Here is a 24,101-nt window from a genome sequence, read left to right as displayed (position 1 = left end):
GCATTAAGTTTCTTTTGAAAGGAGTAGGGAGAATGCTCTGCTTACCGGTAGCTAATTAAGTTGACCGCCACTAATGCGCCAATGACCACCGTAGTCTTTCACCGAACTCACTTCCTCAAAACCCGCAGCAACTAACATCTGTCTTACCAGCGGCGCTTGTTCAAAGCCATGCTCAAGCCACAACCAACCGCCCGGGGTCAGATGCTGGGGAGCATTAGTGATGATATGTTGCAAATCGGCATAGCCCTGCTCGGCGGCCACCAAAGCGCTCAAAGGTTCATAACGTAAGGCACAAAGATGCGGGTCCTCAGCTTCAATATAAGGGGGGTTACTGACAATTAATTGATATTGCTCTGCAGCAAGCTGGCTAAACCAACGGCTTTGTTGCACTTGCACGTGAGGTAACGTTAAAGCAGCCGCATTACGCTGTGCTAAGGCGACAGCCTCTGGCTGTAGGTCAACCGCCGTGATCTGCCAAGTCGGGCGCTCGCTTGCCAACGCTAAGGCAATAGCGCCCGTGCCGGTGCCTAAATCGAGCACCCGTGCATTAGCAGTTAAGGGTAATGTTAAAACATGCTCTACCAACACTTCGGTATCAGGTCGAGGGATCAGCGTACTAGGCGCTACGGCCAACTCTAAACCAAAAAAATGCCAGTAACCAAAAATATAGGCTAAGGGCTCACCCGCTAAACGCCGCTTTAACATACGCTCGAGCTCTTGCAGTTCAGTGGCACTTAACAGACGCTCTGGATAGGTATATAAAAAACTGCTGCTGCAGTTTAATACCCGACAGAGCAACAGCCGAGCTTCGTGTAGCGGGTTATCAGAACAGCTTTGCAGCAACGCGGCGCTATGCTGCAACCAAGGATGCAGCTGCATTAACGGTTTTCATCCGCTAACGCGGCTAATAAGTCAGCTTGGTGCTCTTGCTTCAATGGCTCAATCACCAAGCCTAATTCACCTTCCATCACTTCGTTTAAACGATAAATGGTTAAGTTAATTCGGTGGTCGGTTAAGCGGCCTTGTGGAAAGTTGTAAGTGCGAATGCGCTCTGAACGATCGCCACTGCCCACTAATGAACGGCGAGTGTCTTGCTCTGCTAAACGGCGCTTTTCATCTTCGGCCGCTTGAATACGTGATTGCAGCACGCTCATTGCTCGGGCACGGTTTTTATGCTGCGAACGCTCATCCTGACACTCCACCACGATACCCGTTGGTAAGTGAGTGATCCGAATAGCGGAGTCAGTTCGGTTAACGTGCTGTCCACCGGCACCAGAAGCGCGGTAGGTATCCACCTTTAAATCAGCCGGATTGATTTCAATGGCTTCACTTTCTGGGATCTCCGGCATAATGGCTACAGTACAAGCGGAAGTATGCACCCGACCTTGCGATTCGGTTGCGGGTACGCGCTGCACACGATGGCCACCCGATTCAAATTTCAAGGTACCAAAGGCACCCTCACCTTGAATATGGGCGATAACTTCTTTAAAACCACCGTGCTCACCATCACTGGCACTGACCACTTCTAAGCGCCAGCGTTGTTTTTCAGCAAAACGGCTATACATTCGAAACACATCACCGGCAAAAATGGCGGCTTCATCGCCACCGGCACCGGCGCGAATTTCTAAAAAGCAGCTATTGCTGTCGTTCGGATCTTTAGGTAGTAACAAAATTTGCAGTTCAGTATCAAGCGCTTCAATGCTGGCACGAGCAGATTTATACTCTTCTTGCGCCATTTCCCGCATCTCAGGATCGGGATCTTTTTGCATTTCTTCAGCCATTTGCAAATCGTCTTGCGCCTGACAATAGCTACGAAAGGCTTTGTTAAGATCTTCTAACTGACTAAATTCTTTTGATAATTCACGAAAACGTTTTTGATCGCTAATAACGCCTGCGTCACTTAGCAACGCTTGCACTTCTTCGTAGCGTTCTACTAAGGCTTCGAGCTTACGATATACCGACTCTTTCATTTTAACCTGTTAACCTGATTATAAATCGACTAAGACCTTAACCAACTCGGACGCGTCCGGTTGCTCGGATTGTAATAAATGACGAATGGCTTGCGTGGGGCTGTGCATTAAACGATTACTCAGTTTATTGGCCATTTCTTGCAGCACTTTTTTCGGGATCTTGCCCTGCGGCCAACTGGTTTTGCGCTCGAACCAGCAATTCTTGTTTCACGTGTTCACAACGCTGCCGATAATCACGCAGCCAATCGGCTTTATCCTGTAAAAGTAACCATTGCTGAAACTCGTTGGCGCCCGATTCGATCATCACCTCCGCTTGTGCAGCGGCATGTTGTCGATGGTTTAAATTTTGCGCCACAATGCTTTGTAAATCATCTACGGTGTACAGGTAAGCATCTTCTAACTCAGACACCTGCTGCTCAATATCTCGCGGTACAGCTAAATCAACCAAGAACATCGGTTTGTGCTTACGCTGCCGTAACGCCTGCTCAACCATACCCTTGCCCACAATAGGTAAGGTACTGGCCGTTGAGGAAATCACAATATCCGCTTCAGCTAAACGAGATGGCACCTGCGCTAAGGTTAACACTTGGGCATTAAACTGCTTAGCCAAGTTTTCGGCTCGCTCATAGGTGCGATTCGCCACGCTTAATTTAGTTGCGCCCTGCTCAGACAAATGCCGCGCAACCAGTTCAATGGTTTCACCTGCGCCAATCAAAAGTACCCGCACATTATCTAACTTGCCAAAAATCTGTTTGGCCAGCGTAACGGCAGCAAAAGCAACCGATACCGCATTTGCGCCAATCTCTGTTTCGGTGCGCACGTCTTTAGCAACAGCAAAAGTCTTTTGAAATAGCCGCTCGAATAAGGGCTGGATCGTACCCGCTTGGCGCGATTGATTATAAGACTGCTTCACCTGCCCAAAAATTTGCGGCTCACCCAACACCAAAGAATCTAACCCTGCCGCCACGCGCATTAAATGCTGCACCGCTTGCTGATCTTGAAATAAGTAGAGATGTTGTTGTAAATCCGGTAACGACAATTGATGAAACTGTGCTAACCACTGCACCACTTGCTCGGCTTGTTCAGCACCACCGCTAAAATACAGCTCGGTACGATTACAGGTAGACAAAATCACTGCATCGACCAACTGCAGTTTCGCTGCCAATTGTTGCAAGGCCTCAGGCACCTGTTCGGGTGCAAAAGCCAGCTTTTCGCGCAGCGCAACTGGAGCTGTTTTGTGATTTATGCCTAGTGCAAAAATAGCCATCACCTGTATCATGGTTTCTGTAGGGGGCGAATTGTACGAAAAAGCCCAGGTTAATAAAAGCAAAAGCAAAGGACTTTAGTGTGTCATTACCGAATAGCCGATGGAGTATGTTAGTTTTTGTGGCTTTATTAAGCGCTTGTGGCCTAAAACCCAAGGCTCCACCCGCCGAGCCAGTGATGAACGCCGCGGCGCGACAACAACAATTAAACGCCATGCAAAGTTTTACCGTACAAGCATCGATGGGCATTAAAGCGCCGAATGAATCGATCAGTGGTAATTTGCGATGGCAGCAAATGAATGCCAACGATTTTCAAGCTCGGCTGGCCAATATGCTCGGTATCAGTTTATTTGAACTGACCCAGCAAACAAACTTTTCAGAACTACTGGTTAAAGGCGAACGTTATCAGGCGGCAGATGCCAGCAGTTTGTTGTGGCAATTAGCCGGTTGGTCAATTCCGCTGCATGATATGCCGTTATGGCTGCGCGGCTTACCTGGCGCCAGTGCCACCGAGTTGCAATATGACGCTGCTGGACGCTTAACCCGCTTTACGTTACAAGATAGCACCGGTATTCGCTGGCAATTAACATATCGCAGCTTTTTTGCCGATGCGCTCTCGTTACCCAAGCAACTAGAATTAAGCAGCGACGATACACACATTCGCTTAGTGATCCGGAGCTGGCAACCATGAGTTTTTCGTTACCGGCAGTGGCCAAACTGAATTTATTTTTGCATATCACAGGCCGTCGCGCTGACGGTTACCATAATCTGCAAACGCTGTTTCAGATGCTTGATTTTGGTGACCGCTTACATTTCAAAGCAGACAACAGCGGTGAAATAACGCTAAGTTGTAGCGATCCTTCACTTAACGGTAGCGATAACTTAATTTATCGTGCGGCTCAACTGCTGAAACCTTTTGCGCCCGCTGCAGCGGGCTGTCAGCTTTATTTAGAAAAAAACTTACCCATGGGTGGCGGCTTAGGCGGCGGCTCATCTGATGCAGCAACGACCCTGCATGGTTTAAATAAGTTATGGCAATTAGGCCTGTCTACCCAGCAACTTGCCGAACTGGGTTTACGCTTAGGCGCAGATGTCCCTGTTTTTGTGCATGGCACAACTGCCTTTGCTGAGGGGGTTGGCGAGCGCTTACAAGCTGTCGAATTACCCGAAAAAATTTATCTCGTGGTGACACCTCATTGTCATATTAGTACGGCGGCTATTTTCAGCCACCCGCAATTAAAACGTGATACGCCTACCATGGTTTTGGCTGATTTAATGCAACGCAATTGGCAAAATGATTGCCAGCCTTTGGTCGAACAGCTGTATCCGATTGTTGCAATGACCTTACAGTGGTTGTTAGAATACGCCCCGTGTCGAATGACGGGTACTGGTGCAAGTGTGTTCGCCGAATTCCCGGACGCGGCCAGTGCTCAACATGCCCTAGCGAGTTTGCCTGCATCATGCAATGGCTTTATCGCAAGAGGGGTCAACCAGTCGCCATTATGGGCTGCGCTGACAGATACCGACTCTAACAGCTGATGTCACTAAACGTTAGTGTATTACTGAATAAGTTGCTAACACGATCATTACGTTATACGTTGCAGGCAACGCAGCCTGATGACAGTGTGCATGGACGTTACACGCCAACGTAATAATAGGTCGGTTTGACAATAATCTGGGTATACTTAACTTTTATGACGTTATAATGATTAAACCGGACTCACCACTGCCCTGAGGATCCTACCGTGCCCGACATGAAGGTTTTCGCTGGTAACGCCATACCAGATCTTGCCAACAAAATCGCCAGCCGTCTTTACATCAAACTGGGAGACGCCTCTGTTGGTCGCTTCAGTGATGGCGAAGTCAGTGTGCAAATCAACGAAAATGTACGCGGTTCAGACGTCTTTATTATCCAATCTACTTGTGCACCCACCAACGATAACTTGATGGAACTGATCGTGATGGTTGATGCATTACGTCGTGCCTCTGCCGGACGGATCACTGCCGTGATGCCTTACTTCGGTTATGCGCGTCAAGATCGCCGTGTACGTTCAGCTCGGGTTCCTATCACCGCGAAAGTGGTTGCCGATTTTCTGTCTAGCGTCGGTGTTGACCGTGTGCTGACGGTTGACTTACACGCTGAGCAAATTCAAGGTTTCTTTGATGTGCCGGTGGATAACGTTTTTGCCAGTCCGGTTTTACTGGATGACATGCGCAAGAAAAATCTGCAATCACCCATCGTGGTATCGCCAGATATCGGTGGTGTAGTCAGAGCGCGTGCCGTGGCTAAACTGTTGAATGACGCTGATTTAGCGATTATTGACAAGCGCCGTCCGCGCGCTAACGTGTCGCAAGTGATGCATATTATTGGTGATGTACGTGATCGTGACTGTATTATCGTTGACGATATGATTGATACGGGCGGAACACTGTGTAAAGCAGCAGAAGCTTTAAAAGAGCAAGGTGCGAAACGTGTCTTTGCCTATGCTACGCATGCTGTCTTCTCGGGTAATGCGCCAGAAATCATCAGTAATTCCGTTATTGATGAACTCATTATTACCGATACCGTGCCATTATCCGCAGCAATGAAAGCCATTCCAAAAGTACGTCAGCTAACCTTAAGCGATTTATTAGCTGAATGTATTCGTCGTATTAGCAACGAAGAGTCGATTTCTTCAATGTTCGATTAAGCAGACGATTTCGATCATAAAGGCGCTTTAGGGCGCCTTTTGGTTTTTTTAAGCCTAATACGCCATGCTAAAAAGCCACTGAGCGTTTTATCCTTAGACGCTGAAAAATGATAAACAGCATATCAGATAGCGACACAGCCACAATGCTGCCAATTTGCATTTGCAGCTAACGGGGGCTGGTGGTAATATGTCGCGCCTTTTGTCATGCTACAAAAGGCAACAGGTTTCGGCTGGTCGCAAGCCGGGACAAATACTAATTATTGGAGTACATCATGTCTGATGCAATTTTTACATTAACCGCAGAAGTCCGTTCTGACCTGGGGAAAGGTGCGAGCCGCCGCCTACGTCACGAAGACAAAGTTCCAGCTATCATTTACGGTGGCAGCGTAGCCGCTCAATCAATCACTTTAGAGCACTCTAAACTGTTGAAAGCGCAAAGCGTTGAAGCCTTCTACTCTCACATCCTGACTATCAACGTCGCGGGTGAAGAAGTAAAAGCCATCGTTAAAGCCATGCAACGTCACCCGTTCAAGCCAAAAATCTTACACGTTGACTTCCAACGCGTAGAAGCTGGCCACGAGTTACACACTATTGTTCCTATCCACTTCATCAATGAAGAAGCCGGTGCGAAGAAAGGTGGTGTAGTTGTTCATGGTATGAACGAAGTTGAAATTGCCTGTTTACCACAGGATCTGCCAGAGTTCATCGAAGTAGATTTAAGCGATGTTGCAGTAGGCGTAACCTTACACTTAACTGACATCAAAGCACCTAAAGGTGTTACTTTTGTTCAGTTAACTAAAGGCGAAGGTCATGACCTGCCTGTAGTATCTGTAAACAAACCAGCTGGTAAAGCTGAAGAAGAAACACCTGCTGAGTAATGTCTGACGCTGTTCAGCCAAAGCTTCAGCTAATCGTGGGCCTGGGTAATCCAGGCCCCGAATATCAATATACCCGTCATAATGCGGGCGTGTGGTTTGTTGAGCAACTGGCTCGGACCTATCATGCGACCTTAAAACCCGAAGCTAAATTTTTCGGGCACACTGGCAAATTCATGCTTGCCGGCCAAGAATTCAAATTACTAATTCCATCGACCTATATGAACTTAAGCGGCAAAGCTGTTTTGGCCATGGCACAGTTTTATAAACTGTTACCAGAGCACATTCTGGTAGTACATGATGAGCTGGCGTTACCGCCCGGCACAGCCAAATTTAAGTTTGCCGGTGGACATGCGGGCCACAATGGTCTGCGCGATATCACAAGTAAGTTGGGTAATAACCCCAATTTTTATCGCTTGCGGCTTGGCATCGGCCATCCGGGGCACAAAGATCAGGTAACTGGTTTTGTTCTGGGTAAAGCGCCAAGCAGTGAACAATCACTGATTAATAGCTGCATCGATGAATCGGTTGCCTGTTTCGACCTGTTAGCTCGCGATGGCTTGGTAAAAGCTCAGCACCGTTTACACAGCTTTCAGGCTAGCTAAAATTTCGGAACACTCCCGTCGCTAATAGCACATTAAAGGATACACTCATGGGTTTCAAATGTGGCATCGTCGGTTTACCTAATGTTGGTAAATCCACCTTATTTAATGCTTTAACCAAAGCAGGCATCGAAGCCGCCAACTTTCCGTTCTGTACTATCGAACCGAATACCGGCGTGGTGCCAGTACCCGATTTACGCTTAGATAAACTGGCTGAAATCGTTAAACCTCAACGCGTATTACCCACGACCATGGAGTTTGTGGATATCGCAGGTTTAGTCAAGGGCGCTTCCCGTGGTGAAGGTTTAGGTAATAAATTTTTAGCAAATATCCGCGAAACTGACGCTATTGGTCATGTTGTGCGGTGTTTCGACGATGAAAACATTATTCACGTTGCCGGTAAAATTGATCCGGCCGATGACATTGAAACCATTAACATGGAATTAGTGCTATCTGATATGGACAGCGCTGATCGCGCCATTTTTCGTGTTCAAAAGAAAGCAAAAGGCGGCGATAAAGACGCTAAAGCAGAAATCCAGGTTTTAGAAAAAGTGAAGGCGCATTTAGAACAGGGCCATACCCTGCGCCAACTTGAGTTAGAAAAAGAAGAAAAGGCGCTGATTGCCTACATGAACTTTTTAACGATCAAGCCCACCATGTATATTGCTAACGTGATGGAAGATGGTTTTGAGAATAACCCCTACTTAGATATCGTTACTGCGATCGCTGAGAAAGAAGGCGCCATCGTGGTACCGGTATGCGCCGCTATCGAATCGGAAATTGCGGAGTTAGACGAAGAAGAGCGCAATGAGTTTATGGCCGACATGGGTTTAGAAGAGCCTGGCTTAAACCGGGTGATCCGTGGTGGTTACTCTTTGCTAAGCTTACATACTTATTTTACTGCCGGTGTTAAAGAAGTACGTGCTTGGACTGTCGCAATTGGTGCCACTGCGCCACAAGCTGCTGGCGTGATCCACACTGACTTTGAAAAAGGCTTTATCCGCGCTGAAGTGGTCGCTTATGACGACTTCGTACAATACAACGGTGAAGCGGGCGCGAAAGAAGCCGGTAAATGGCGTCTTGAAGGTAAAGATTACATTGTAAAAGATGGCGATGTTATGCATTTCCGTTTTAACGTTTAAGCCTCGCGGTTAAACGCTCGATACCAAGCCGGACCACGTGTCCGGCTTTTTGTTGTTGATCATTCTCGAGAACTATCTCATACTTAAATTTACTGTTTAGTTTTTACTCGCTCTGAACATAAATTCGGCAAATACACTGCAACTGGTATAATATCGAAAAAAAACGGTTGACGCTCATAAGTGAGATCAGCATAATACGCGCCACTTGCTTAGGACAAGTTATAGTGGCTACATAGCTCAGCTGGTTAGAGCACAGCACTCATAATGCTGGGGTCGCAGGTTCGATTCCCGCTGTAGCCACCACTTCCTACTCTACTGTTGTATGCGGGAATGGCGGAATTGGTAGACGCACTGGATTTAGGTTCCAGCGCCGCGAGGCGTGAGAGTTCGAGTCTCTCTTTCCGCACCATAATAGGGTGCAAGTAAGTAAAAAGTTGTTGTAGGGGCGTAGCCAAGCGGTAAGGCAGTGGGTTTTGATCCCGCCATGCGTTGGTTCGAATCCAGCCGCCCCTGCCATTAACTCTTTACCATCCCAGTAGGGGCGTAGCCAAGCGGTAAGGCAGCGGGTTTTGATCCCGCCATGCGTTGGTTCGAATCCAGCCGCCCCTGCCATAATTCAGAAAACCCGACCTCGTGTCGGGTTTTCGCTTTTCTAATCATTAATCAAATACAACGCTTTAGCTACAGCACGTCTCATCCAGCGGCCTACGCTGCGTCTTACTTCCTTTGATCTTCAGCAAACTTGATCGCCAAGCGATACGACTAAAACCCTGAGTTGCGGTAGCATTTTCGAAACAGCAGCACGAATGCTGCTTGCAACCTGGCTACATAGATTTAGTAAAATGATCGCCTGTAAGCAGCAGAAACAGGACGAGGTGGTAAACGCATAGTACACTTTGAAAGAGGGCGTGTTTTTCATGGATGAAAAACAGGAGCCCCCATGGATGGGTTTACGGCGTCCCTCGTTAAAGTTGTACGACGCGTTTAGCCACTGGATGCATTAATATCGAACCTGCTCACACTCAATTCTAAAAACAGTTTAAAAATAAGCAACATGCCGTAAATTGGTCGGCATATTAAGCCGCAGAATGTACCAATCTAAAACCTACAGAAAATAGTCATAGCAGAAGCAGATAAGACTTAAGGATTACTCAAAACACCCCATTACCCACAGCGTACTTTGTTAGTAGGCGTTTAGCGAGCCCCGCGTTAGCGGCCAGCCTAAGCCCCTGCTGGCGAATAAAGCTCAGCGTATCCGAATCACGGCTAAAAGTTTGATAAATCGCATCCATCGCACTCATCATCAAAGTATTTTGCAGCTTACGCTGCCGCTGATACTGCTTTAAACTGGCATTATCGGCCAGATCGCGACCAGCTTGTTGATTCTCAATTAACGTATCAGCCAATAACATCGCATCGGCAAAACCGAGGTTTACCCCCTGCCCCGCCAACGGATTAATAGTATGGGCCGCATCACCGGCTAACACGCAGCGCCCTTTAACGTAATGCTGCGCATGCATTCGTGCCAACGGAAACCACGCGGAAGCTTTCAGCTTTACCGCGCCCAACTCTGCCGGAAAGGCGGTTATAAACGCGTGCTCTAGCGCCGCTGGCGCAAGCTGTGCTAGCTGTTTTACCTTGGCCGCTTCGTCATACCAAACCAAAGACGCGCGTGCACCGGGTAAAGGTAAAAATGCCCGTGGGCCACTAGGATAAAACTGCTGCCAAGTTATATCCTGTTGCGGATAAGGCGTATCAACATAGGCCACTAAACACGCTTGTTGATATTGCCAACCCTGAGTACCAATGCCGGCAAATTGCCGCACCACAGAATTTGCGCCGTCGGCGCCAATGAGTAATGCACCCGATAGCTGCTGCCCATCTGCCAATGTAACCTGCACCGCTGTATCGTTTTCTTGTACCGCGCTGATTTGCGTATCGGTGATCACCGTCACGTGGCGGTTAAATTGTTGCCATAACGCCAGCTGAACCAAGTTATTCTCAACAATATGCCCTAAATGGTCCTCGGCAATGTCTGCAGCAGCAAAACGCACTGAGGCTTTCGCTTCGCCTGCTTGTAAATACTGATAAGGACACAGCCGCATAGCGCCTAACGCTTGCCAAGCCCCTAATTGCTGCAACCAACGCTCTGAGCGTAAATTTAATGACGACACGCGCAAATCGATCTCGCTTTGTGCGGCGAATGGCGCTGGGGCATGCTTTTCAATTAAACTGACCGTCAGCCCGGCCTGACTTAAAGCCAACGCCAGCGCGGCACCGACCATGCCACCACCACTAATAATGATATCTGTATTCTGCATCTGTGTTGCCTTGTACCGCTGCCTAAAAACGACAGGTAATTTAGTGCGAATTTTGCTAAGGTTAACAACAAATTTCCGGTAGGTAACCTGCGCTTAGAAAATAACCGGAAAAAACATTGACGAGTGCCGAAAAATGCGGCATTTTGCGCGCCCCTTTGTACGGTGGCTCGAACTTGTTGGCTTAGTTTGGTAACGATTGAATTGGAGATGGCCCATGCGAAATGTAACTGTTGCTGCAACCCAAATGCAGGGTGGCTGGAATGTGGAAGAAAATATTGCTCGAGCAGATAAGCTGGTGCGTGAAGCGGCAGCCCAAGGCGCGCAAATAATTCTGATCCAAGAGCTGTTTGAACGTAACTATTTTTGCCAGAAGCAAAAGCCTGACTACTTAGCATTTGCAGTCCCCGTCGCTGAAAATGCCGCGGTAAAACACTTTGCCAAGGTGGCTAAAGAGCTGGCGGTCGTGTTACCGATCAGCATTTATGAACGTGCCGGTAACTGCTTATACAACACCGTGGTGATGTTAGACGCGGATGGCAGCAATATGGGCATTTATCGTAAAAGTCATATTCCCGATGGTCCAGGCTACAGCGAAAAGTACTATTTCACGCCAGGCGATACCGGTTTTAAAGTGTGGGATACTCAATATGCTAAAGTCGGCGTGGGTATTTGTTGGGATCAATGGTTCCCAGAATGCGCGCGTAGCATGGCATTAATGGGCGCAGAACTGATTTTCTACCCCACCGCTATCGGTAGCGAACCGCATGATGCCACTATCAGCTCACGTGATCACTGGCAGCGTACGCAACAAGGCCATGCCGCTGCTAACTTAACACCGGTTATCGTATCTAACCGTATCGGTACTGAAACCGAAGGCGATTTTTCTATTACATTCTATGGCAGCTCCTTTATTGCTGACCATACCGGTGCCAAGGTAAAAGAAGCTAATGAAACCGAAGAAACGGTACTAGTACATACCTTTGATTTAGACGAAGTGGCAGCAACGCGTCGCGCTTGGGGTGTATTCCGTGATCGCCGCATTGATATCTACGATGCGTTACTGACCAAAGATGGCAAAATCAATCCGGAGAACAGCAAGTGAGCCGGACCTTAACCAGCACACCACAGCAAGATGGCTTTAGTATGCCGCCTGAATGGGCACCGCATAAACAAACCTGGATGGTCTGGCCCGAGCGTACCGACAGCTGGCGTTTAGGCGCTAAACCGGCGCAGGCTGCTTTTGTTACTGTAATCAAAGCCATTGCCGGGTTTGAACCGGTCAGCGTTGGCGTGTCTGCTGCCCAGTATGCCAATGCCTATGCGCAATTAAGCCAAGCAGAAACTAAATACCCGATCCGTGTGTTGGAAATTTCTAATAATGACGCTTGGTGTCGTGATACCGGCCCCACCTTTGTCACCAATGGCAAAGGTGAAGTGCGTGGCGTCGATTGGACCTTCAACGCCTGGGGTGGCTTAAATGGCGGTTTGTACTTCCCTTGGGATCGCGATGATCAAGTCGCCAGTAAGATCTTAGGTATCGAGCAACTGCCCCGCTATCGCACCGAAGGCTTTGTGTTAGAAGGCGGTGCGATCCATGTTGATGGTGAAGGCACGCTGCTGACTACCGCAGAGTGCTTACTGAATGCTAACCGTAACGCACATTTAAGCCGTGAGCAGATTGAACAGCAATTAGCAGAACATCTGAATATTAGTAAGGTGTTATGGCTTGAAGACGGCATCTTTAATGATGAAACCGATGGCCATGTTGATAATATGGCCTGTTTTGTTAAGCCGGGTGAAGTGCTGTTAGCTTGGACAGATGATCAGTCTGATCCACAGTATGCTCGTAGCAAAGCCGCACTAGACTATCTAGAAGCCAGTACCGATGCCAAAGGCCGCAAAATCAAGGTGCATAAACTGCCCGTGCCAGCGCCTATCATGGCCAAAGCCGAGGAATATGCGTCAGTCGATCAGTCGATGGCCGCCATTCCACGTGAAGCCAACGCCCGTTTAGCCGGCTCTTACATCAATTTTTATTTATGTAATGGCGGTTTGATCCTGCCAACCTTTGATGATCCCAATGATCAGGTTGCCGCAGCAATATTGCAGACACTTTTCCCTCTGCACAAAGTGGTGACGGTACCCGGCAGAGAAATTCTGCTCGGTGGCGGTAATATCCACTGTATTACTCAGCAGCAACCGGCCGGTTAATGTTCGCGTTGGCGAAAAGGTGTTGCCGTTGAGCCAAGCAAAGGGGTGGTAATCATCACCCCTTCGTTTTTACAGCAAAGCGCTGTACTCATTACTAAACGCTTTAGCTTATTTTGCAAGGAACCTCTGCCATGGCCAAAGCCTGTGCCTTACATATTTTAGTGAAAACCCGCGAGCAAGCTGAAAAGCTTAAAATGCAACTGCAAAAAGGGGCTGATTTTGGCAAATTAGCCAAACAACACTCGCTTTGTCCATCAGGTAAAAAAGGAGGAGATTTAGGTGAGTTTCGTAAAGGGCAAATGGTCAAACCCTTTGACGATGCCGTTTTTAAAGGGCCGGTACTCGCCGTGTTAGGGCCAGTAAAAACCCAATTTGGTTTTCATTTAATTAAAACCCTGTATCGCGATTAAACGCAAAGGTTCAGGCTTTGCTAAGGAGTAACCATGCAATTAATACCGGCCACTAGCACACATCTGCCAGAGTTAATGAGCTGGTTTAATAGCGAAGCCGAATTAATCAGCTGGGCGGGCCCGGGTTTTCGTTTTCCTTTTAATGCTGAGAGCTTTGCGCAAGATCTTAAATTACAAAGCCTGTCGTCTTGCCTGTTACAAGCTGACGATGGCCAAATATTGGGGTTTGGCCAATATTCCTTGCAACACGGTCATGCGCATCTGAGTCGGTTGGTGATTCATCCACGGTTTCGTGGCTATGGTTTTATTCAGATTTTACTTGGGAAATTACAACGGCAAGCCGGCTTAACACTCAGCACAGCAAGCGCGTCGCTGTTTGTATTTCGCAGCAACGCTGCTGCGATCCGAGCTTACCAACAGGCCGGTTTTGTAGAGCAGTTACATCCGCAAGGCGAGTTACATCAGCTTTGTAGTTATATGGTTCGCCCTGCTAACGCCGTAGCGTCTTAAACCCAGTTTTGTGGCTCAGTTTAAGCTTTACCCAACGCTTTGGCTCTTAATTTCGCTTTAACCTTACCTGCCGATGGCCGTTTAGCGCCATCTTGACGCCCTTGGCGCTGACCAGGCTTACCCGGTAAATGATCAGCCGGCGGCACAAAACTGGGGTCATGTTCATAGCCTGGCAACACTTTCGCTGGCAGTACTTGTTGTGTCAGTTTTTCAATTTCTTGCAAAGCCCCACGCTCTTCTGGGCCAATCAAAGTAATGGCTTCGCCACTTAAACCGGCTCGGCCAGTACGACCAATGCGATGCACATAATCTTCCGCAATTTGTGGTAAATCATAATTCACCACATAAGGTAGCTCGCTAATATCTAAACCGCGCGCAGCAATATCGGTCGCCACCAAAACACGCACCTTACCTTGCTTAAAATCATCTAAGGCTCGCTGTCTGGCTCCTTGCGCTTTATCACCGTGGATAGCCGCAGTGTTTAAACCGTCTTTTTGTAACTGCTTTGCCAGTCGGTCTGCACCATGTTTCGTGCGCACAAAAATCAAAACTTGCTGCCAATTACGCGCACCAATCAGGTGTGAAATCATTTCGCGCTTGCGATGCCGATCAACTAAATACACTTGTTGCGCCACCCGATCAGCGGTGGCATTGGCCGTAGCTACTTCAATTTGGATGGGATTGTTTAACAGCTCATCTGCCAGCTGTTTAATGTCTTTAGAATAGGTTGCAGAAAATAGCAGGGTTTGTCGTTTAGCCGGTAGCTTGGCCATAATGCGTTTGATGTCGACCACAAAGCCCATATCCAACATGCGATCAGCTTCGTCTAATACCAGCACTTCTAGCTCGCTCAGATCAACTGTTTCTTGATGTAAATGATCAATCAAACGCCCCGGCGTTGCGACCAGAATATCCAGGCCACGTTCAGCTTGATCATATTGCGGCCGAATCGACACCCCGCCATAGAACACGGCACTGCGACAGCTTAAATACCGACTGTAGGTTTGCACACTTTCGAACACTTGCTGCGCCAATTCACGGGTGGGGGTTAATACCAACACGCGCACTTGCGCGGGGCGTAAGACCTTAGGTGCATTGAGAAGCTGTTGCAGCAGTGGTAAGGTAAATGCCGCTGTTTTCCCGGTGCCGGTTTGGGCGCCCGCGAGCACATCTTTACCTTGTAAAATCGGTGGAATACTTTCTTGCTGTACCGGTGTTGGGCTAGCATAGCCCTGTTCAGCTAAAGCGCGTAAAATAGGCTCAGCCAGAGCCAGAGATTGAAACACCATGTGTAATTCCAGAAATCAAAACAGCTAACATCTAAATGATGTGTGAGTATAGCAGATGAGCGCTTTACAAGATATTGCCACACCTAGCCCTGCTTGGGTGCTGTATATGGTACGCACTGCGGCTGGACAGCTGTATACGGGTATCACCGTTGATCCGCAGCGACGCATGCGCCAACACGCTGGTGAAATTAAAGGAGGCGCCAAAGCGTTGCGCGGTAAAGGCCCCTTAACACTGGTTTATCAACGTCGCTATTCGGATCGCGCCAGTGCCAGTCAGGCAGAATACCAGTTAAAACAACTGAGCAAAGCTGAAAAAGAGCAGTTAATTAGCGAGCAATAATGGATAATTTTTATTTAGTTTTAGCCTATCTAGTCATCGGCTTTTTATTACGGCGCCAGCCCGCCATGCCGCAAAATAGCGGCATCGTTCTGAATATTTACGTGCTTTACGTGGCGTTGCCTGCGTTGATCCTGAAAAATATTAAGTTATTAGAATTCTCGTTTTCACTGCTCATCCCAGCCATCACGCCCTGGTTGCTTTTGCTTGTTGTGGTGGCATTGGTGTTACTGCTCAGTAAATTTTTTAACTGGTCGCGTGAAGTGACAGGCGCATTGTTAATCATTCTTCCGCTGGGTAATACTTCGTTCTTAGGCTTTCCGATGACCGAAGCCTTATTCGGCAACGTCGCCATGCCCTATGCGGTGGTCTATGATCAAATTGGCTCTTTTATTGCGCTAGCAACCTATGTCACCATCGTTGCGGCGATCTACAGCCCAACAATGAACAAGCCTAGCGCGAAAGCCATTATCTGGAAAATCATCAGTTTTCCCTCGTTTATAGCTCTGATGGTAGGGTTACTGATTCGTGATATAACGCTGCCACCACTGGCTATTACTTTAGTCGATAATTTGGCCGCGACGCTGGTGCCGGTAGTGATGATAGCGGTAGGTTTTCAGCTAAGCTTTCGTTTTAACAAAGATGAGATCGTGCCGTTACTCAGTGCCTTAGTGATAAAGTTAGCGGTGATGCCACTGAGCGCATGGTTAATTTGGCGGGCGCTGGGGCAAGAGGGGTTGGCGGTGACCATCAGTATTTTTCAAGCGGCAATGCCGCCGATGATCTCGGCCGGTGCTATTGCCATTATGGCCGGTTTAGCACCTAGGTTAGTAAGTGGCGTTATCGGTTTTGGTATTCTCTCTGGTCTGGTAAGCTTACCTATAGTCTTTTGGCTATTACAATAATTCGAGGAAGACATGGACTGGGAAACGTTATACACAGAGGTGCTGACCATCATTCAGCAAAAAGAAAATTGGTATCAACTCGTTGCACTTAGCCTAGCGTTACTTATTGCCTCTTTCAGTAATCAACGCCTACAACGGGCGCTAGAAAAACATCAATTACAAGGTGCTAAGTTGCGGCATCTGGCCATTCGCAGTTTACAGCGTTTACTGTGGCCGTTAATCGCCTTACTGGTGTTAATTCCCATTAAAGCCGCCTTTGTACAACAAGAACTGCCGATGACATTGTTAGGGTTCGCTACGCCTATCCTACTGGCATTGGCCATGATCCGCTTTTGTATTTATCTGCTACGTAAAGCGTTCTCGGTAAGCCCTTTACTTAAGTCATCCGAAAACGTGTTATCGGTGCTGATCTGGTTAGCCGTTGTATTACATTTAGTCGGCTGGTTACCTGCTGTCATTGCGATGCTGGATAGTTTTGCAATCACTGTCGGTGAAAGCCGTATCTCTGTGCTATCGGTAATGAAACTGCTGTTTATGATTGCCTTAGCCTTTACCTTAGCGCTTTGGCTCTCCACACTAATTACCAATAAATTGGAACGTACACATTCTATTAGCCCGAGTATGCGGGTTGGATTTGCTAAGTTCACCAAGTTTTTTTTAATTACAGTGGCGTTTTTAGTCGCGTTAAATGCCGTAGGCATTAACCTTAGCTCACTGGCAGTGTTTGGGGGGGCTCTGGGTGTTGGTTTAGGTTTTGGTTTACAGCGGATCGCCTCTAACTTTATCAGCGGCTTTATTCTGGTACTCGACCGTTCTATTAAACCCGGCGACATTATCTCGGTTGGCGATAAATTTGGTTGGGTTGAACAACTGAATGCACGCTACTTAGTGGTTCGTAACCGTGAAGGTGTCGATACCTTAATCCCGAACGAAAACATGATCACCAACGAGGTGATTAACTGGAGTTACGCCGATCCGTTCGTGCGGGTAGTCATCAAAGTGCAAATTAGTTACGACGACGATCCAGAGCAAGCCATGGCCCTTATGCTCGAATGCGCCCAAGCCTCCGCTCGGGTATTAACGGAACCCGCCCCAACTGTCCGTTTAATGGAGTTTGCCGATAGCGGCATTGAACTGCAATTACGCGTGTGGATTGCTGATATGGAAAATGGCACGGCTGCGGTGAAATCGGATATTAACGTGGCCATTTGGCGCATCTTTAAAGCCAATAATATTACTATTCCGTATCCACAGCGTGATTTACACATTAAAAGCTGGCCGAGTAAACCGCGCTCAGACCATCTGCCCAGTGATATTAGCGATGAGCTATAACTGCAAGGCCTGATAAATCATCGTCATAATACTGCCGTAGCGGCCGGTTTCAAACCGGTCGCCACTAAAGTAATAACCCTCACCGTCGGCCACTATCGGACTGTGTTTTTTATTGGTCAGTAGCACCACCATGAGATTATGCGCTGGATCGATCACCGTTGCTGTTCCAGTCCAGCCGGTATGGCCGTAAGCATATTGACTGGCATAAGCACCGAAGTGCCATGCTAAATCACCTTGTACTGCGGTACGCCAACCCAGCGCATATTGATGATCATAAGGAGAGGCTGCCACAAACTGCTGTATCGTCGCTTGATCAAAGAAGCGTTGCCAACCATAGCCACCACCTTGTAATGCCACTGACATCAACACCGATAAATCGGCCGCGGTGCTAAACAAACCGGCATGCCCAGCGACACCTTGAAAAGAATAAAAAGCTTTTTCGTCATGCACTTCGCCCCGCAGCACACCTTGGCGATTGGCAGGAAAACTGACACGGCCACCGCGGCTATTGCCTTGTAATTCGGTTGCGGCAATCTGTGATACTGCCACACCGTGCTGCAACGGATTAAACAACGTATCAGCCAAACCTAATGGCTGATAAAATTGCTGCCGAACAAACACATCTAAAGGCTGTGCGCTTATTTTCTCAATTAGCATACCAAGCAACATATAATCGACATCGCTGTACACCGACTGCACGCCACGCTCAGTCGCAAAGGGAACTTGCGTTAAAATTAAGTGCTCGGTATGCGCTTTGTTTAGCGAATAAAACGCAGGGCCGTGTCGGTTGTCAGGGCGAAAAAAATGCACCTCAGGCGGATAACCGGCAATATGATACAGCAAATCGCTGACCAGACGCTGCTCACGGCCACCGCCCTGATAATCTGGTAAATAATGCTGAATGGGTTTTGTCACATCTAACTTGCCTTGGCTAACCAGCTGCATCAAGGCATAGTTAGTGGCATACATTTTAGTATTCGAAGCGATATCAAACAGCGTGAAGCGCTGCATGGGCTCGGGCTTTGAGACACCAAGGCCATCATCGGTATAACGCTGGCTATAACCATAGGCACTGTGTTTAATCACCACGCCATCTTTAACCACCAACAAGACGGCTCCCGGAAACCCCTCGGCAACCTCCGTCTCGATTAACTGATCTATCGGCTGAAACGCCAAGGCATATTGCTGTAAATCGGTGCGTAACGTAGGAAATGGCAAGCTCAGTTTGACTTCAGCTGAAGCAGGAACGCTGCTGAGATAACGCAGACGGTTTTCACCATTGCGGGTATAACGTGATACATCAATCTTTACCGGTCGACCATTAGCCGGGCGTTGCACCCGAATCAGTTGTTGATTAACTTGCAACAACAACTCAGTGGCTTGCTGCAAATCAATCAGTATTTCGCCCTGCCCAGCATAAGCTAAAAAACTGCGGGTGTTATTAAGCTTACTGCGCTCACTGCGCTGCTCTGGCCAGGTAAGTTGTAACTGGCCATGCCCTTCGGCTAAGGCCAGTTGCTCCGCCGGGGTTAACGGCAAAGGTGCGGCAAAACGTGACCAACCAAACAGACTGCATCCTGCCAGCAGGCACAAACTTAAACTTAACAGCAAGGTGCGCAGTGACAGCATCGGTTCAGCCCTTTTCGTTTTACTTACGCTAAGGTGACCTTAGCAAATTTACGTTTACCTACCTGATAAATTTGACAAGTGCCTTTGGCAATATCTAACTTAGCATCAGTAACCTTGGTTTCACCGTCTAACTTCACCGCGCCTTGTTTGATCATGCGCAGTGCTTCAGAGGTACTCTCCACCAAGCCAGCCGCTTTTAACAGGTTAGCAATGGGCATGCTGGGCTCATCACAGCTTAAGGTGATTTCGGCAATGTCATCTGGCAAGGCATTTTTACTAAAACGCTGAATAAAGTCTTGATGGGCCGATTCAGCCGCCGCATCGTCGTGAAAACGACTGATTAATTCTTTCGCTAAAGAAATTTTAACATCGCGCGGATTAAGCCCTGCTGCCACATCGTGTTTCAAGTGTGCAATCTCAGTCAGCGGGCGGAAACTCAATAAGTCGTAATAACGCCACATTAACTCGTCAGAGATAGACATGACTTTACCAAACATTTCGTTCGGTGCATCGGTAATACCAATGTAATTACCTAAAGATTTAGACATTTTCTGCACACCGTCTAAACCTTCCAGTAAGGGCACCATCATGACCGTTTGTGGCCGCATGCCTTCATCTTTTTGCAGCTCACGCCCCATCAACAAGTTAAAGCGTTGATCAGTGCCCCCCATCTCAACATCGGCTTCTAAGGCAACAGAATCCCAACCCTGTACTAACGGATACAGAAATTCGTGAATAGCGATGGATTGATTGTTAGCAAAACGCTTTTTAAAATCATCACGCTCTAGCATACGCGCGACGGTTTGGCGTGATCCCAGTTTGATCATGCCGGCAGCGCCTAATTTCTCCATCCACTCAGAATTAAAGGCGACCCGCGTTTTGGCCGGATCTAGAATTTTAAATACTTGTTCTTTGTAGGTTTCAGCGTTAGCCAACACCTCTTCGCGGCTTAAAGGCTTTCGCGTAACGTTTTTACCACTCGGATCGCCAATCATGCCGGTAAAGTCACCAATTAAGAATATGACTTCATGGCCTAACTGCTGAAAAGTACGCAATTTATTAATCAGCACCGTGTGGCCTAAATGTAAATCAGGCGCCGTCGGATCGAAGCCCGCCTTGATCTTAAGAGGTTTGCCTTCCTTTAATTTGGCAATTAGCTCTTCTTCAAGCAGAATTTCCTCGCAACCGCGTTTTAGCTCTGCTAATGCCTGTGCCCAATCGGCCATTTTTAACTCCTAAGAATAAATATTTTTGCTCAGATAACGGCCATTCTATCGCATGTGCCGCCGAGGTGAAACGCACAAAAGTCTGGTATCTTCGAAAAAAAACAGATATGCTCGCTTTTTGTGCATTCTCAGATATTGTGGTTATTATGCAGCAATTAGTCGCTCAAATTCCTTCTCGCCATCGCCTGCTAATTCTGCTGGTTTCTGTTTTTATTGCTATTTTGCTACTTTTACCGTCCGAGCAAGCCTCTGCCTCTCGCGGTTCCGAACACAGCAGCTTAGCCATCAGCAACACCTACAGTGTTGAACTGAACCTTCCCGCTGAAACCCCCTTAGCGGCTTTACCTGAAGTAAGCGATGAAGTGCCGGAATTACCCGATGTGGTTATCGAACAACGGGGGTTACAGTGGACCACGCTCGAAGTGCAAAGTGGCGATATCTTATCTAGCCTGTTTCGCAAAGCCAATGTTAGCCAGCAAACCATGCTGAGCATTTTAGATTTAGGCAAAACAACACGCACGTTAACTCGGCTTTATCCTGGTGAAAAATTGGAATTTGGTTTGGATGAGCAAGGCGAATTACAACAACTGCGTTATGCCATTGATCGCCTGACTACCTTACAAATCAACCGCAACCTTGAGGGCAACTTCACGGTAGAAGAATTACGCAAGCCCGTAGAACAACGCCAACAATTCACCAGTGCCGAAATTCGCAGTAATTTTTGGAGTGCCGGTTTAGCCGCAGGCTTAACCGATGCGCAGATTATGCAACTCGCCGGTATTTTTGGCTGGGATATCGATTTTGCGTTAGACATTCGCGCGGGCGATTATTTCTCTGTGCTCTATAATGCCGACTACGTTGACGGTGAATTCCTGGGCAATGGCACCATTTTAGCGGCGCAATTCAGCAATCAGGGCCAGGTGTATCAGGCTATTCGCCATAGCGATGGTAACTACTACAAACCTGATGGTAAAAGCATGCGCCAGGCTTTTTTGCGCGCGCCGGTTAGCTTTCAATACGTTAGCTCTAACTTTAATCCACGCCGCTTACATCCAGTGTTAGGCACAGTGCGAGCACATAATGGTACTGATTATGTAGCGCCAGTCGGCACTCCCATTATGGCGGCAGGGGATGGCAAGGTCACAAAATCAGCCTACAATAGCTTAAATGGTCACTATGTGTTTATTCAACACGCCAATAATATTGTTACCAAATATCTGCATTTATCGAAACGCTTAGTGAAAACCGGTGAACGTGTGCGCCAAGGTCAAAGAATTGGTAAATTAGGCTCTACCGGCCGTGTAACGGGCGCGCATTTACATTACGAATTTATGCTTGATGGCGTGCATCGCAATCCACGTACCGTGAAATTACCCGAAGCACTGCCACTACAGGGTAAAGACAAGCAACAGTTTATGCTAACCGCTAGTACCGTATTGGCCGAGCTGCAACAACAACATAAGCAATACCTAGCGAGCCAAGAGCAACCTGCTGCTCCTCTGGTAGCTAACTAATACCAGTAATTGAACCTTGCTCTATTAGTAATGCTAAAGCATTTATGATTACATAAAATATCGGCTTCTTAAGCCTATACAATCCAATAAAAGATTGAAAAATTATAGTGCTTTATTAATCAATCACTTAACTTACCTTAAAGTCAGATTAAATACTTAGTTGTTAAAGCAATTACTATACAGTACACCACCTCTGCAGAGTAAATATCGCTTTGATACTTAGCTTTGACGATAGCGACTGCTTCATTTGGTATTTTGCCAAATTAATAGGAAGTAGAGCAAAACGTTGCAGCATTTTAGGCTATGTTTATATTAATGTGCTCGAATGTTCTCGTTTCAGTTTTAGCCTGATACGCGCCGCGCAACATATATAGTTAAGTCTTGATAAGCTGCTTTCACTGCCGCTGAAAATGCTTCGTTCAGGCTAAGCTCTGTCGGGAATACCCTATCTAGTGCTAAAAATAGTGGTACATCATGGTTGGCTATGCCTGTGCACTGCGAAACGACATCGAGCAGATTATCGACTAAGGGATCAATCAGCTTTTCGCCCTCGCTAACGCGACGACGGATAAACAAGAACCAAGCAGCCAAACAGCTACTCAGCAGTTGAATATCACGCCCTGCCGCAAGGTTGTCTTTGATAACAGGTAAAATACGCATCGGTATTTTTTGCGAACCATCCCAGGCAATTTGGGCCAATAAATGCCGGATGGCTGGGTTACAAAAACGGGCAAAAATATCGGTACTGTATTGGTTAACATCCAGCTCGCTGGGTGCAATAAACGATGGGATAATTTCTGCGGTGACCATCTGCTTAAGTTGCGCCACCAGTTGCTGATCCTGCATCGCATCGTAAACTGTTTCATATCCAAGCAAATAGCCGGTGTAAGCCAAAGTGGAATGCGGCGCATTTAATAATCGCAACTTGGCTTTTTCAAAGGCGCTAACATCGGCGGCATAAATAACACCGGCTTGCTGCCAGGCTGGCCTCTCACTGGGTAGAATATCTTCAATCACCCATTGTACAAAAGCTTCACGTTTAATAGGCCAGTTATCTTGTAAGCCTATCTCTTTGGTAACATTGATGCGCAGTGTTTCGTCGGTCGCTGGGGTAATGCTATCGACCATAGTGCAGGGACAAATCAACTGTTGCTCTAGCCAGTTCGCCAGCGCCGGATTTTTTTGTAAAGTATAGCTAATTAATGCCCGACGCAGTTTACGGCCGTTGTCGGTCAGGTTGTCGCAGCTAATCACACAAAAGGGTGCCACATTGGCCTGATAGCGAGCAGCTAAAGCACTTGCTAATAAGCCGATGGCGGTAACAGCCTGGCTATTACCGTTTAAGTCCTGCTGAATTTGCGGGTGTTGTAAGTCCAGCTCTCCAGCGGCATTCAAGCAATAGCCTTTTTCGGTAATGGTCATGGTGACATATCGAGTGCTGGGGGCGGTTAAACGGGCAAACACCGCAGCATATTGCTCGCTGGCAATTAATACTTCCTGCACGCTACCAATAATTTGATAACTGGTTTTGCTATCGAGCACGGCAAGTGTATATAAACCATCTTGCGGCATCAGCGCCTGACTGACATCGGCTGAGCGCATCGATACGGCACTGATAGCCCAATCGCCGCCATGTTGCAGGGCTTGTTCGGTATAAAAGGCCTGATGGCCACGAAAAAAAGCACCAGGGCCTAAATGTACAATGCCAATTTGTGGTTTAACCTCAGCCAGGCGATAAGCCGGAAGTGGTAATTTGCCGTCGAGGCTGGCGAGTGTACGATTGCTTAAATGTTCCATAATTTGCCTGCTGTTCACGTTTAGCTATGTGGCTTCACTCAGTAGAGGCACACAATGACTCCTTCCCTGGGGGCTC

At 47.6% G+C, this 24,101-nt stretch carries 21 protein-coding genes, 4 tRNA genes and 1 pseudogene; 18 read left to right on the top strand and 8 right to left on the bottom strand.

Annotation, left to right across the window (positions count from 1 at the left end):
• Positions 1-51: 51 nt before the first annotated feature.
• From prmC to hemA, 3 genes and pseudogenes are all read right to left on the bottom strand, one after another.
• Entirely contained in the window at positions 52-879 is an 828-nt protein-coding gene (gene prmC / locus ACUJFL_RS05345) for a peptide chain release factor N(5)-glutamine methyltransferase (protein ID WP_445428679.1), read from the bottom strand.
• Positions 879-1,970 (bottom strand): peptide chain release factor 1, encoded by a 1,092-nt coding sequence (gene prfA / locus ACUJFL_RS05340; RefSeq protein WP_226749693.1) that lies wholly within the window; start codon positions 1,968-1,970, stop codon positions 879-881. The genes prmC and prfA overlap by 1 nt, the downstream gene beginning before the upstream one ends.
• 18 nt (positions 1,971-1,988) lie before the next feature.
• Positions 1,989-3,237, bottom strand: a pseudogene (gene hemA, locus ACUJFL_RS05335) (glutamyl-tRNA reductase).
• 80 nt (positions 3,238-3,317) lie between these two features.
• Between hemA and lolB the strand changes: the two are divergent.
• The 10 genes from lolB to ACUJFL_RS05285 all read left to right on the top strand — a co-directional run bounded on the left by lolB (position 3,318) and on the right by ACUJFL_RS05285 (position 9,156).
• Positions 3,318-3,926: a lipoprotein insertase outer membrane protein LolB gene (gene lolB, locus ACUJFL_RS05330; RefSeq protein WP_306176983.1), complete on the top strand. Its 609-nt coding sequence runs from the start codon at positions 3,318-3,320 to the stop codon at positions 3,924-3,926.
• Positions 3,923-4,774 carry a 4-(cytidine 5'-diphospho)-2-C-methyl-D-erythritol kinase gene (gene ispE, locus ACUJFL_RS05325; protein ID WP_306176984.1) on the top strand — a complete coding sequence of 284 codons (852 nt, stop codon included), beginning with the start codon at positions 3,923-3,925 and terminating at the stop codon, positions 4,772-4,774. Before lolB ends, ispE begins: the two co-directional genes overlap by 4 nt.
• A 206-nt stretch (positions 4,775-4,980) precedes the next feature.
• On the top strand, positions 4,981-5,925 hold the full coding sequence (locus tag ACUJFL_RS05320) for a ribose-phosphate pyrophosphokinase (protein WP_229585454.1): 945 nt from the start codon (positions 4,981-4,983) through the stop codon (positions 5,923-5,925).
• A 272-nt stretch (positions 5,926-6,197) separates the two neighbouring features.
• Positions 6,198-6,803 carry a 50S ribosomal protein L25/general stress protein Ctc gene (locus ACUJFL_RS05315; RefSeq protein WP_226749688.1) on the top strand — a complete coding sequence of 202 codons (606 nt, stop codon included), beginning with the start codon at positions 6,198-6,200 and terminating at the stop codon, positions 6,801-6,803.
• Positions 6,803-7,405 (top strand): aminoacyl-tRNA hydrolase, encoded by a 603-nt coding sequence (gene pth, locus ACUJFL_RS05310; RefSeq protein WP_226749687.1) that lies wholly within the window; start codon positions 6,803-6,805, stop codon positions 7,403-7,405. Before ACUJFL_RS05315 ends, pth begins: the two co-directional genes overlap by 1 nt.
• Positions 7,406-7,452: 47 nt before the next feature.
• Positions 7,453-8,544: a redox-regulated ATPase YchF gene (gene ychF, locus ACUJFL_RS05305; RefSeq protein ID WP_229585452.1), complete on the top strand. Its 1,092-nt coding sequence runs from the start codon at positions 7,453-7,455 to the stop codon at positions 8,542-8,544.
• Positions 8,545-8,770: 226 nt separating this feature from the next.
• Positions 8,771-8,847 (top strand) — tRNA-Met (locus ACUJFL_RS05300).
• 21 nt (positions 8,848-8,868) lie between these two features.
• A tRNA-Leu gene (locus ACUJFL_RS05295) sits at positions 8,869-8,953 on the top strand.
• Positions 8,954-8,985: 32 nt separating this feature from the next.
• Positions 8,986-9,060: transfer RNA gene (locus ACUJFL_RS05290), tRNA-Gln, on the top strand.
• Between the two features lie 21 nt (positions 9,061-9,081).
• Positions 9,082-9,156: transfer RNA gene (locus ACUJFL_RS05285), tRNA-Gln, on the top strand.
• A 539-nt stretch (positions 9,157-9,695) separates the two neighbouring features.
• Here ACUJFL_RS05285 and ACUJFL_RS05280 read toward each other — a convergent pair.
• A complete protein-coding gene (locus tag ACUJFL_RS05280; RefSeq protein WP_445428678.1) occupies positions 9,696-10,865 on the bottom strand; it encodes an FAD-dependent monooxygenase in 1,170 nt (389 codons plus the stop codon).
• A 214-nt stretch (positions 10,866-11,079) separates the two neighbouring features.
• Here ACUJFL_RS05280 and aguB point away from each other — a divergent pair, with 214 nt between their 5' ends.
• From aguB to ACUJFL_RS05260, 4 genes are all read left to right on the top strand, one after another.
• Entirely contained in the window at positions 11,080-11,967 is an 888-nt protein-coding gene (gene aguB / locus ACUJFL_RS05275; protein ID WP_226749684.1) for an N-carbamoylputrescine amidase, read from the top strand.
• Positions 11,964-13,076 (top strand): agmatine deiminase, encoded by a 1,113-nt coding sequence (gene aguA, locus ACUJFL_RS05270; RefSeq protein WP_226749683.1) that lies wholly within the window; start codon positions 11,964-11,966, stop codon positions 13,074-13,076. Before aguB ends, aguA begins: the two co-directional genes overlap by 4 nt.
• Positions 13,077-13,207: 131 nt before the next feature.
• Positions 13,208-13,486 (top strand): peptidylprolyl isomerase PpiC, encoded by a 279-nt coding sequence (gene ppiC / locus ACUJFL_RS05265; RefSeq protein ID WP_226749682.1) that lies wholly within the window; start codon positions 13,208-13,210, stop codon positions 13,484-13,486.
• Between the two features lie 33 nt (positions 13,487-13,519).
• The gene (locus ACUJFL_RS05260; protein ID WP_445428677.1) at positions 13,520-13,996 is read left to right on the top strand and encodes a GNAT family N-acetyltransferase; all 477 of its coding nucleotides are present in this window, start codon (positions 13,520-13,522) and stop codon (positions 13,994-13,996) included.
• 20 nt (positions 13,997-14,016) lie between these two features.
• Here ACUJFL_RS05260 and ACUJFL_RS05255 read toward each other — a convergent pair whose 3' ends face one another.
• Positions 14,017-15,285: a DEAD/DEAH box helicase gene (locus tag ACUJFL_RS05255; protein WP_445428676.1), complete on the bottom strand. Its 1,269-nt coding sequence runs from the start codon at positions 15,283-15,285 to the stop codon at positions 14,017-14,019.
• Positions 15,286-15,340: 55 nt separating this feature from the next.
• Between ACUJFL_RS05255 and ACUJFL_RS05250 the strand changes: the two genes are divergently transcribed.
• The 3 genes from ACUJFL_RS05250 to ACUJFL_RS05240 are packed head-to-tail and all read left to right on the top strand — an operon-like array spanning position 15,341 to position 17,859.
• Entirely contained in the window at positions 15,341-15,625 is a 285-nt protein-coding gene (locus ACUJFL_RS05250; protein WP_226749679.1) for a GIY-YIG nuclease family protein, read from the top strand.
• Positions 15,625-16,527: an AEC family transporter gene (locus ACUJFL_RS05245; RefSeq protein ID WP_226749678.1), complete on the top strand. Its 903-nt coding sequence runs from the start codon at positions 15,625-15,627 to the stop codon at positions 16,525-16,527. Before ACUJFL_RS05250 ends, ACUJFL_RS05245 begins: the two co-directional genes overlap by 1 nt.
• A gap of 12 nt (positions 16,528-16,539) precedes the next feature.
• On the top strand, positions 16,540-17,859 hold the full coding sequence (locus tag ACUJFL_RS05240; protein ID WP_226749677.1) for a mechanosensitive ion channel family protein: 1,320 nt from the start codon (positions 16,540-16,542) through the stop codon (positions 17,857-17,859).
• On the opposite strand, the gene pbp4b is transcribed toward ACUJFL_RS05240, so the two are convergent.
• Together pbp4b and tyrS are read right to left on the bottom strand one after the other, a co-directional pair.
• Positions 17,854-19,488: a penicillin binding protein PBP4B gene (gene pbp4b / locus ACUJFL_RS05235; protein WP_445428675.1), complete on the bottom strand. Its 1,635-nt coding sequence runs from the start codon at positions 19,486-19,488 to the stop codon at positions 17,854-17,856. The two genes, ACUJFL_RS05240 and pbp4b, sit on opposite strands and share 6 nt — an antisense overlap.
• 23 nt (positions 19,489-19,511) lie before the next feature.
• Positions 19,512-20,714, bottom strand: coding sequence for a tyrosine--tRNA ligase (gene tyrS / locus ACUJFL_RS05230; protein ID WP_445428674.1), 1,203 nt, complete (start codon positions 20,712-20,714; stop codon positions 19,512-19,514).
• A 65-nt stretch (positions 20,715-20,779) separates the two neighbouring features.
• On the opposite strand from tyrS, the gene ACUJFL_RS05225 reads away from it, so the two are divergent.
• Positions 20,780-22,228 carry a peptidoglycan DD-metalloendopeptidase family protein gene (locus ACUJFL_RS05225; protein ID WP_445428673.1) on the top strand — a complete coding sequence of 483 codons (1,449 nt, stop codon included), beginning with the start codon at positions 20,780-20,782 and terminating at the stop codon, positions 22,226-22,228.
• Positions 22,229-22,570: 342 nt separating this feature from the next.
• On the opposite strand, the gene ACUJFL_RS05220 is transcribed toward ACUJFL_RS05225, so the two are convergent.
• On the bottom strand, positions 22,571-24,025 hold the full coding sequence (locus tag ACUJFL_RS05220; protein ID WP_445428672.1) for a mannitol dehydrogenase family protein: 1,455 nt from the start codon (positions 24,023-24,025) through the stop codon (positions 22,571-22,573).
• Between the last annotated feature and the right edge of the window lie 76 nt (positions 24,026-24,101).

This window comes from Alishewanella sp. HL-SH05 (assembly GCF_052655985.1).
This window is presented reverse-complemented; position numbering and strand designations above follow the sequence as displayed.

Bases quoted from the DNA above. Each gene is read 5' to 3' on its own strand.
- prmC (WP_445428679.1), bottom strand. From the start codon at position 879: ATGCAGCTGCATCCTTGGTTGCAGCATAGCGCCGCGTTGCTGCAAAGC.
- prfA (WP_226749693.1), bottom strand. From the start codon at position 1,970: ATGAAAGAGTCGGTATATCGTAAGCTCGAAGCCTTAGTAGAACGCTAC.
- ispE (WP_306176984.1), top strand. From the start codon at position 3,923: ATGAGTTTTTCGTTACCGGCAGTGGCCAAACTGAATTTATTTTTGCAT.
- ACUJFL_RS05315 (WP_226749688.1), top strand. From the start codon at position 6,198: ATGTCTGATGCAATTTTTACATTAACCGCAGAAGTCCGTTCTGACCTG.
- pth (WP_226749687.1), top strand. From the start codon at position 6,803: ATGTCTGACGCTGTTCAGCCAAAGCTTCAGCTAATCGTGGGCCTGGGT.
- ychF (WP_229585452.1), top strand. From the start codon at position 7,453: ATGGGTTTCAAATGTGGCATCGTCGGTTTACCTAATGTTGGTAAATCC.
- ACUJFL_RS05280 (WP_445428678.1), bottom strand. From the start codon at position 10,865: ATGCAGAATACAGATATCATTATTAGTGGTGGTGGCATGGTCGGTGCC.
- aguB (WP_226749684.1), top strand. From the start codon at position 11,080: ATGCGAAATGTAACTGTTGCTGCAACCCAAATGCAGGGTGGCTGGAAT.
- ppiC (WP_226749682.1), top strand. From the start codon at position 13,208: ATGGCCAAAGCCTGTGCCTTACATATTTTAGTGAAAACCCGCGAGCAA.
- ACUJFL_RS05260 (WP_445428677.1), top strand. From the start codon at position 13,520: ATGCAATTAATACCGGCCACTAGCACACATCTGCCAGAGTTAATGAGC.
- ACUJFL_RS05255 (WP_445428676.1), bottom strand. From the start codon at position 15,285: ATGGTGTTTCAATCTCTGGCTCTGGCTGAGCCTATTTTACGCGCTTTA.
- ACUJFL_RS05250 (WP_226749679.1), top strand. From the start codon at position 15,341: ATGAGCGCTTTACAAGATATTGCCACACCTAGCCCTGCTTGGGTGCTG.
- ACUJFL_RS05245 (WP_226749678.1), top strand. From the start codon at position 15,625: ATGGATAATTTTTATTTAGTTTTAGCCTATCTAGTCATCGGCTTTTTA.
- ACUJFL_RS05240 (WP_226749677.1), top strand. From the start codon at position 16,540: ATGGACTGGGAAACGTTATACACAGAGGTGCTGACCATCATTCAGCAA.
- pbp4b (WP_445428675.1), bottom strand. From the start codon at position 19,488: ATGCTGTCACTGCGCACCTTGCTGTTAAGTTTAAGTTTGTGCCTGCTG.
- tyrS (WP_445428674.1), bottom strand. From the start codon at position 20,714: ATGGCCGATTGGGCACAGGCATTAGCAGAGCTAAAACGCGGTTGCGAG.
- ACUJFL_RS05220 (WP_445428672.1), bottom strand. From the start codon at position 24,025: ATGGAACATTTAAGCAATCGTACACTCGCCAGCCTCGACGGCAAATTA.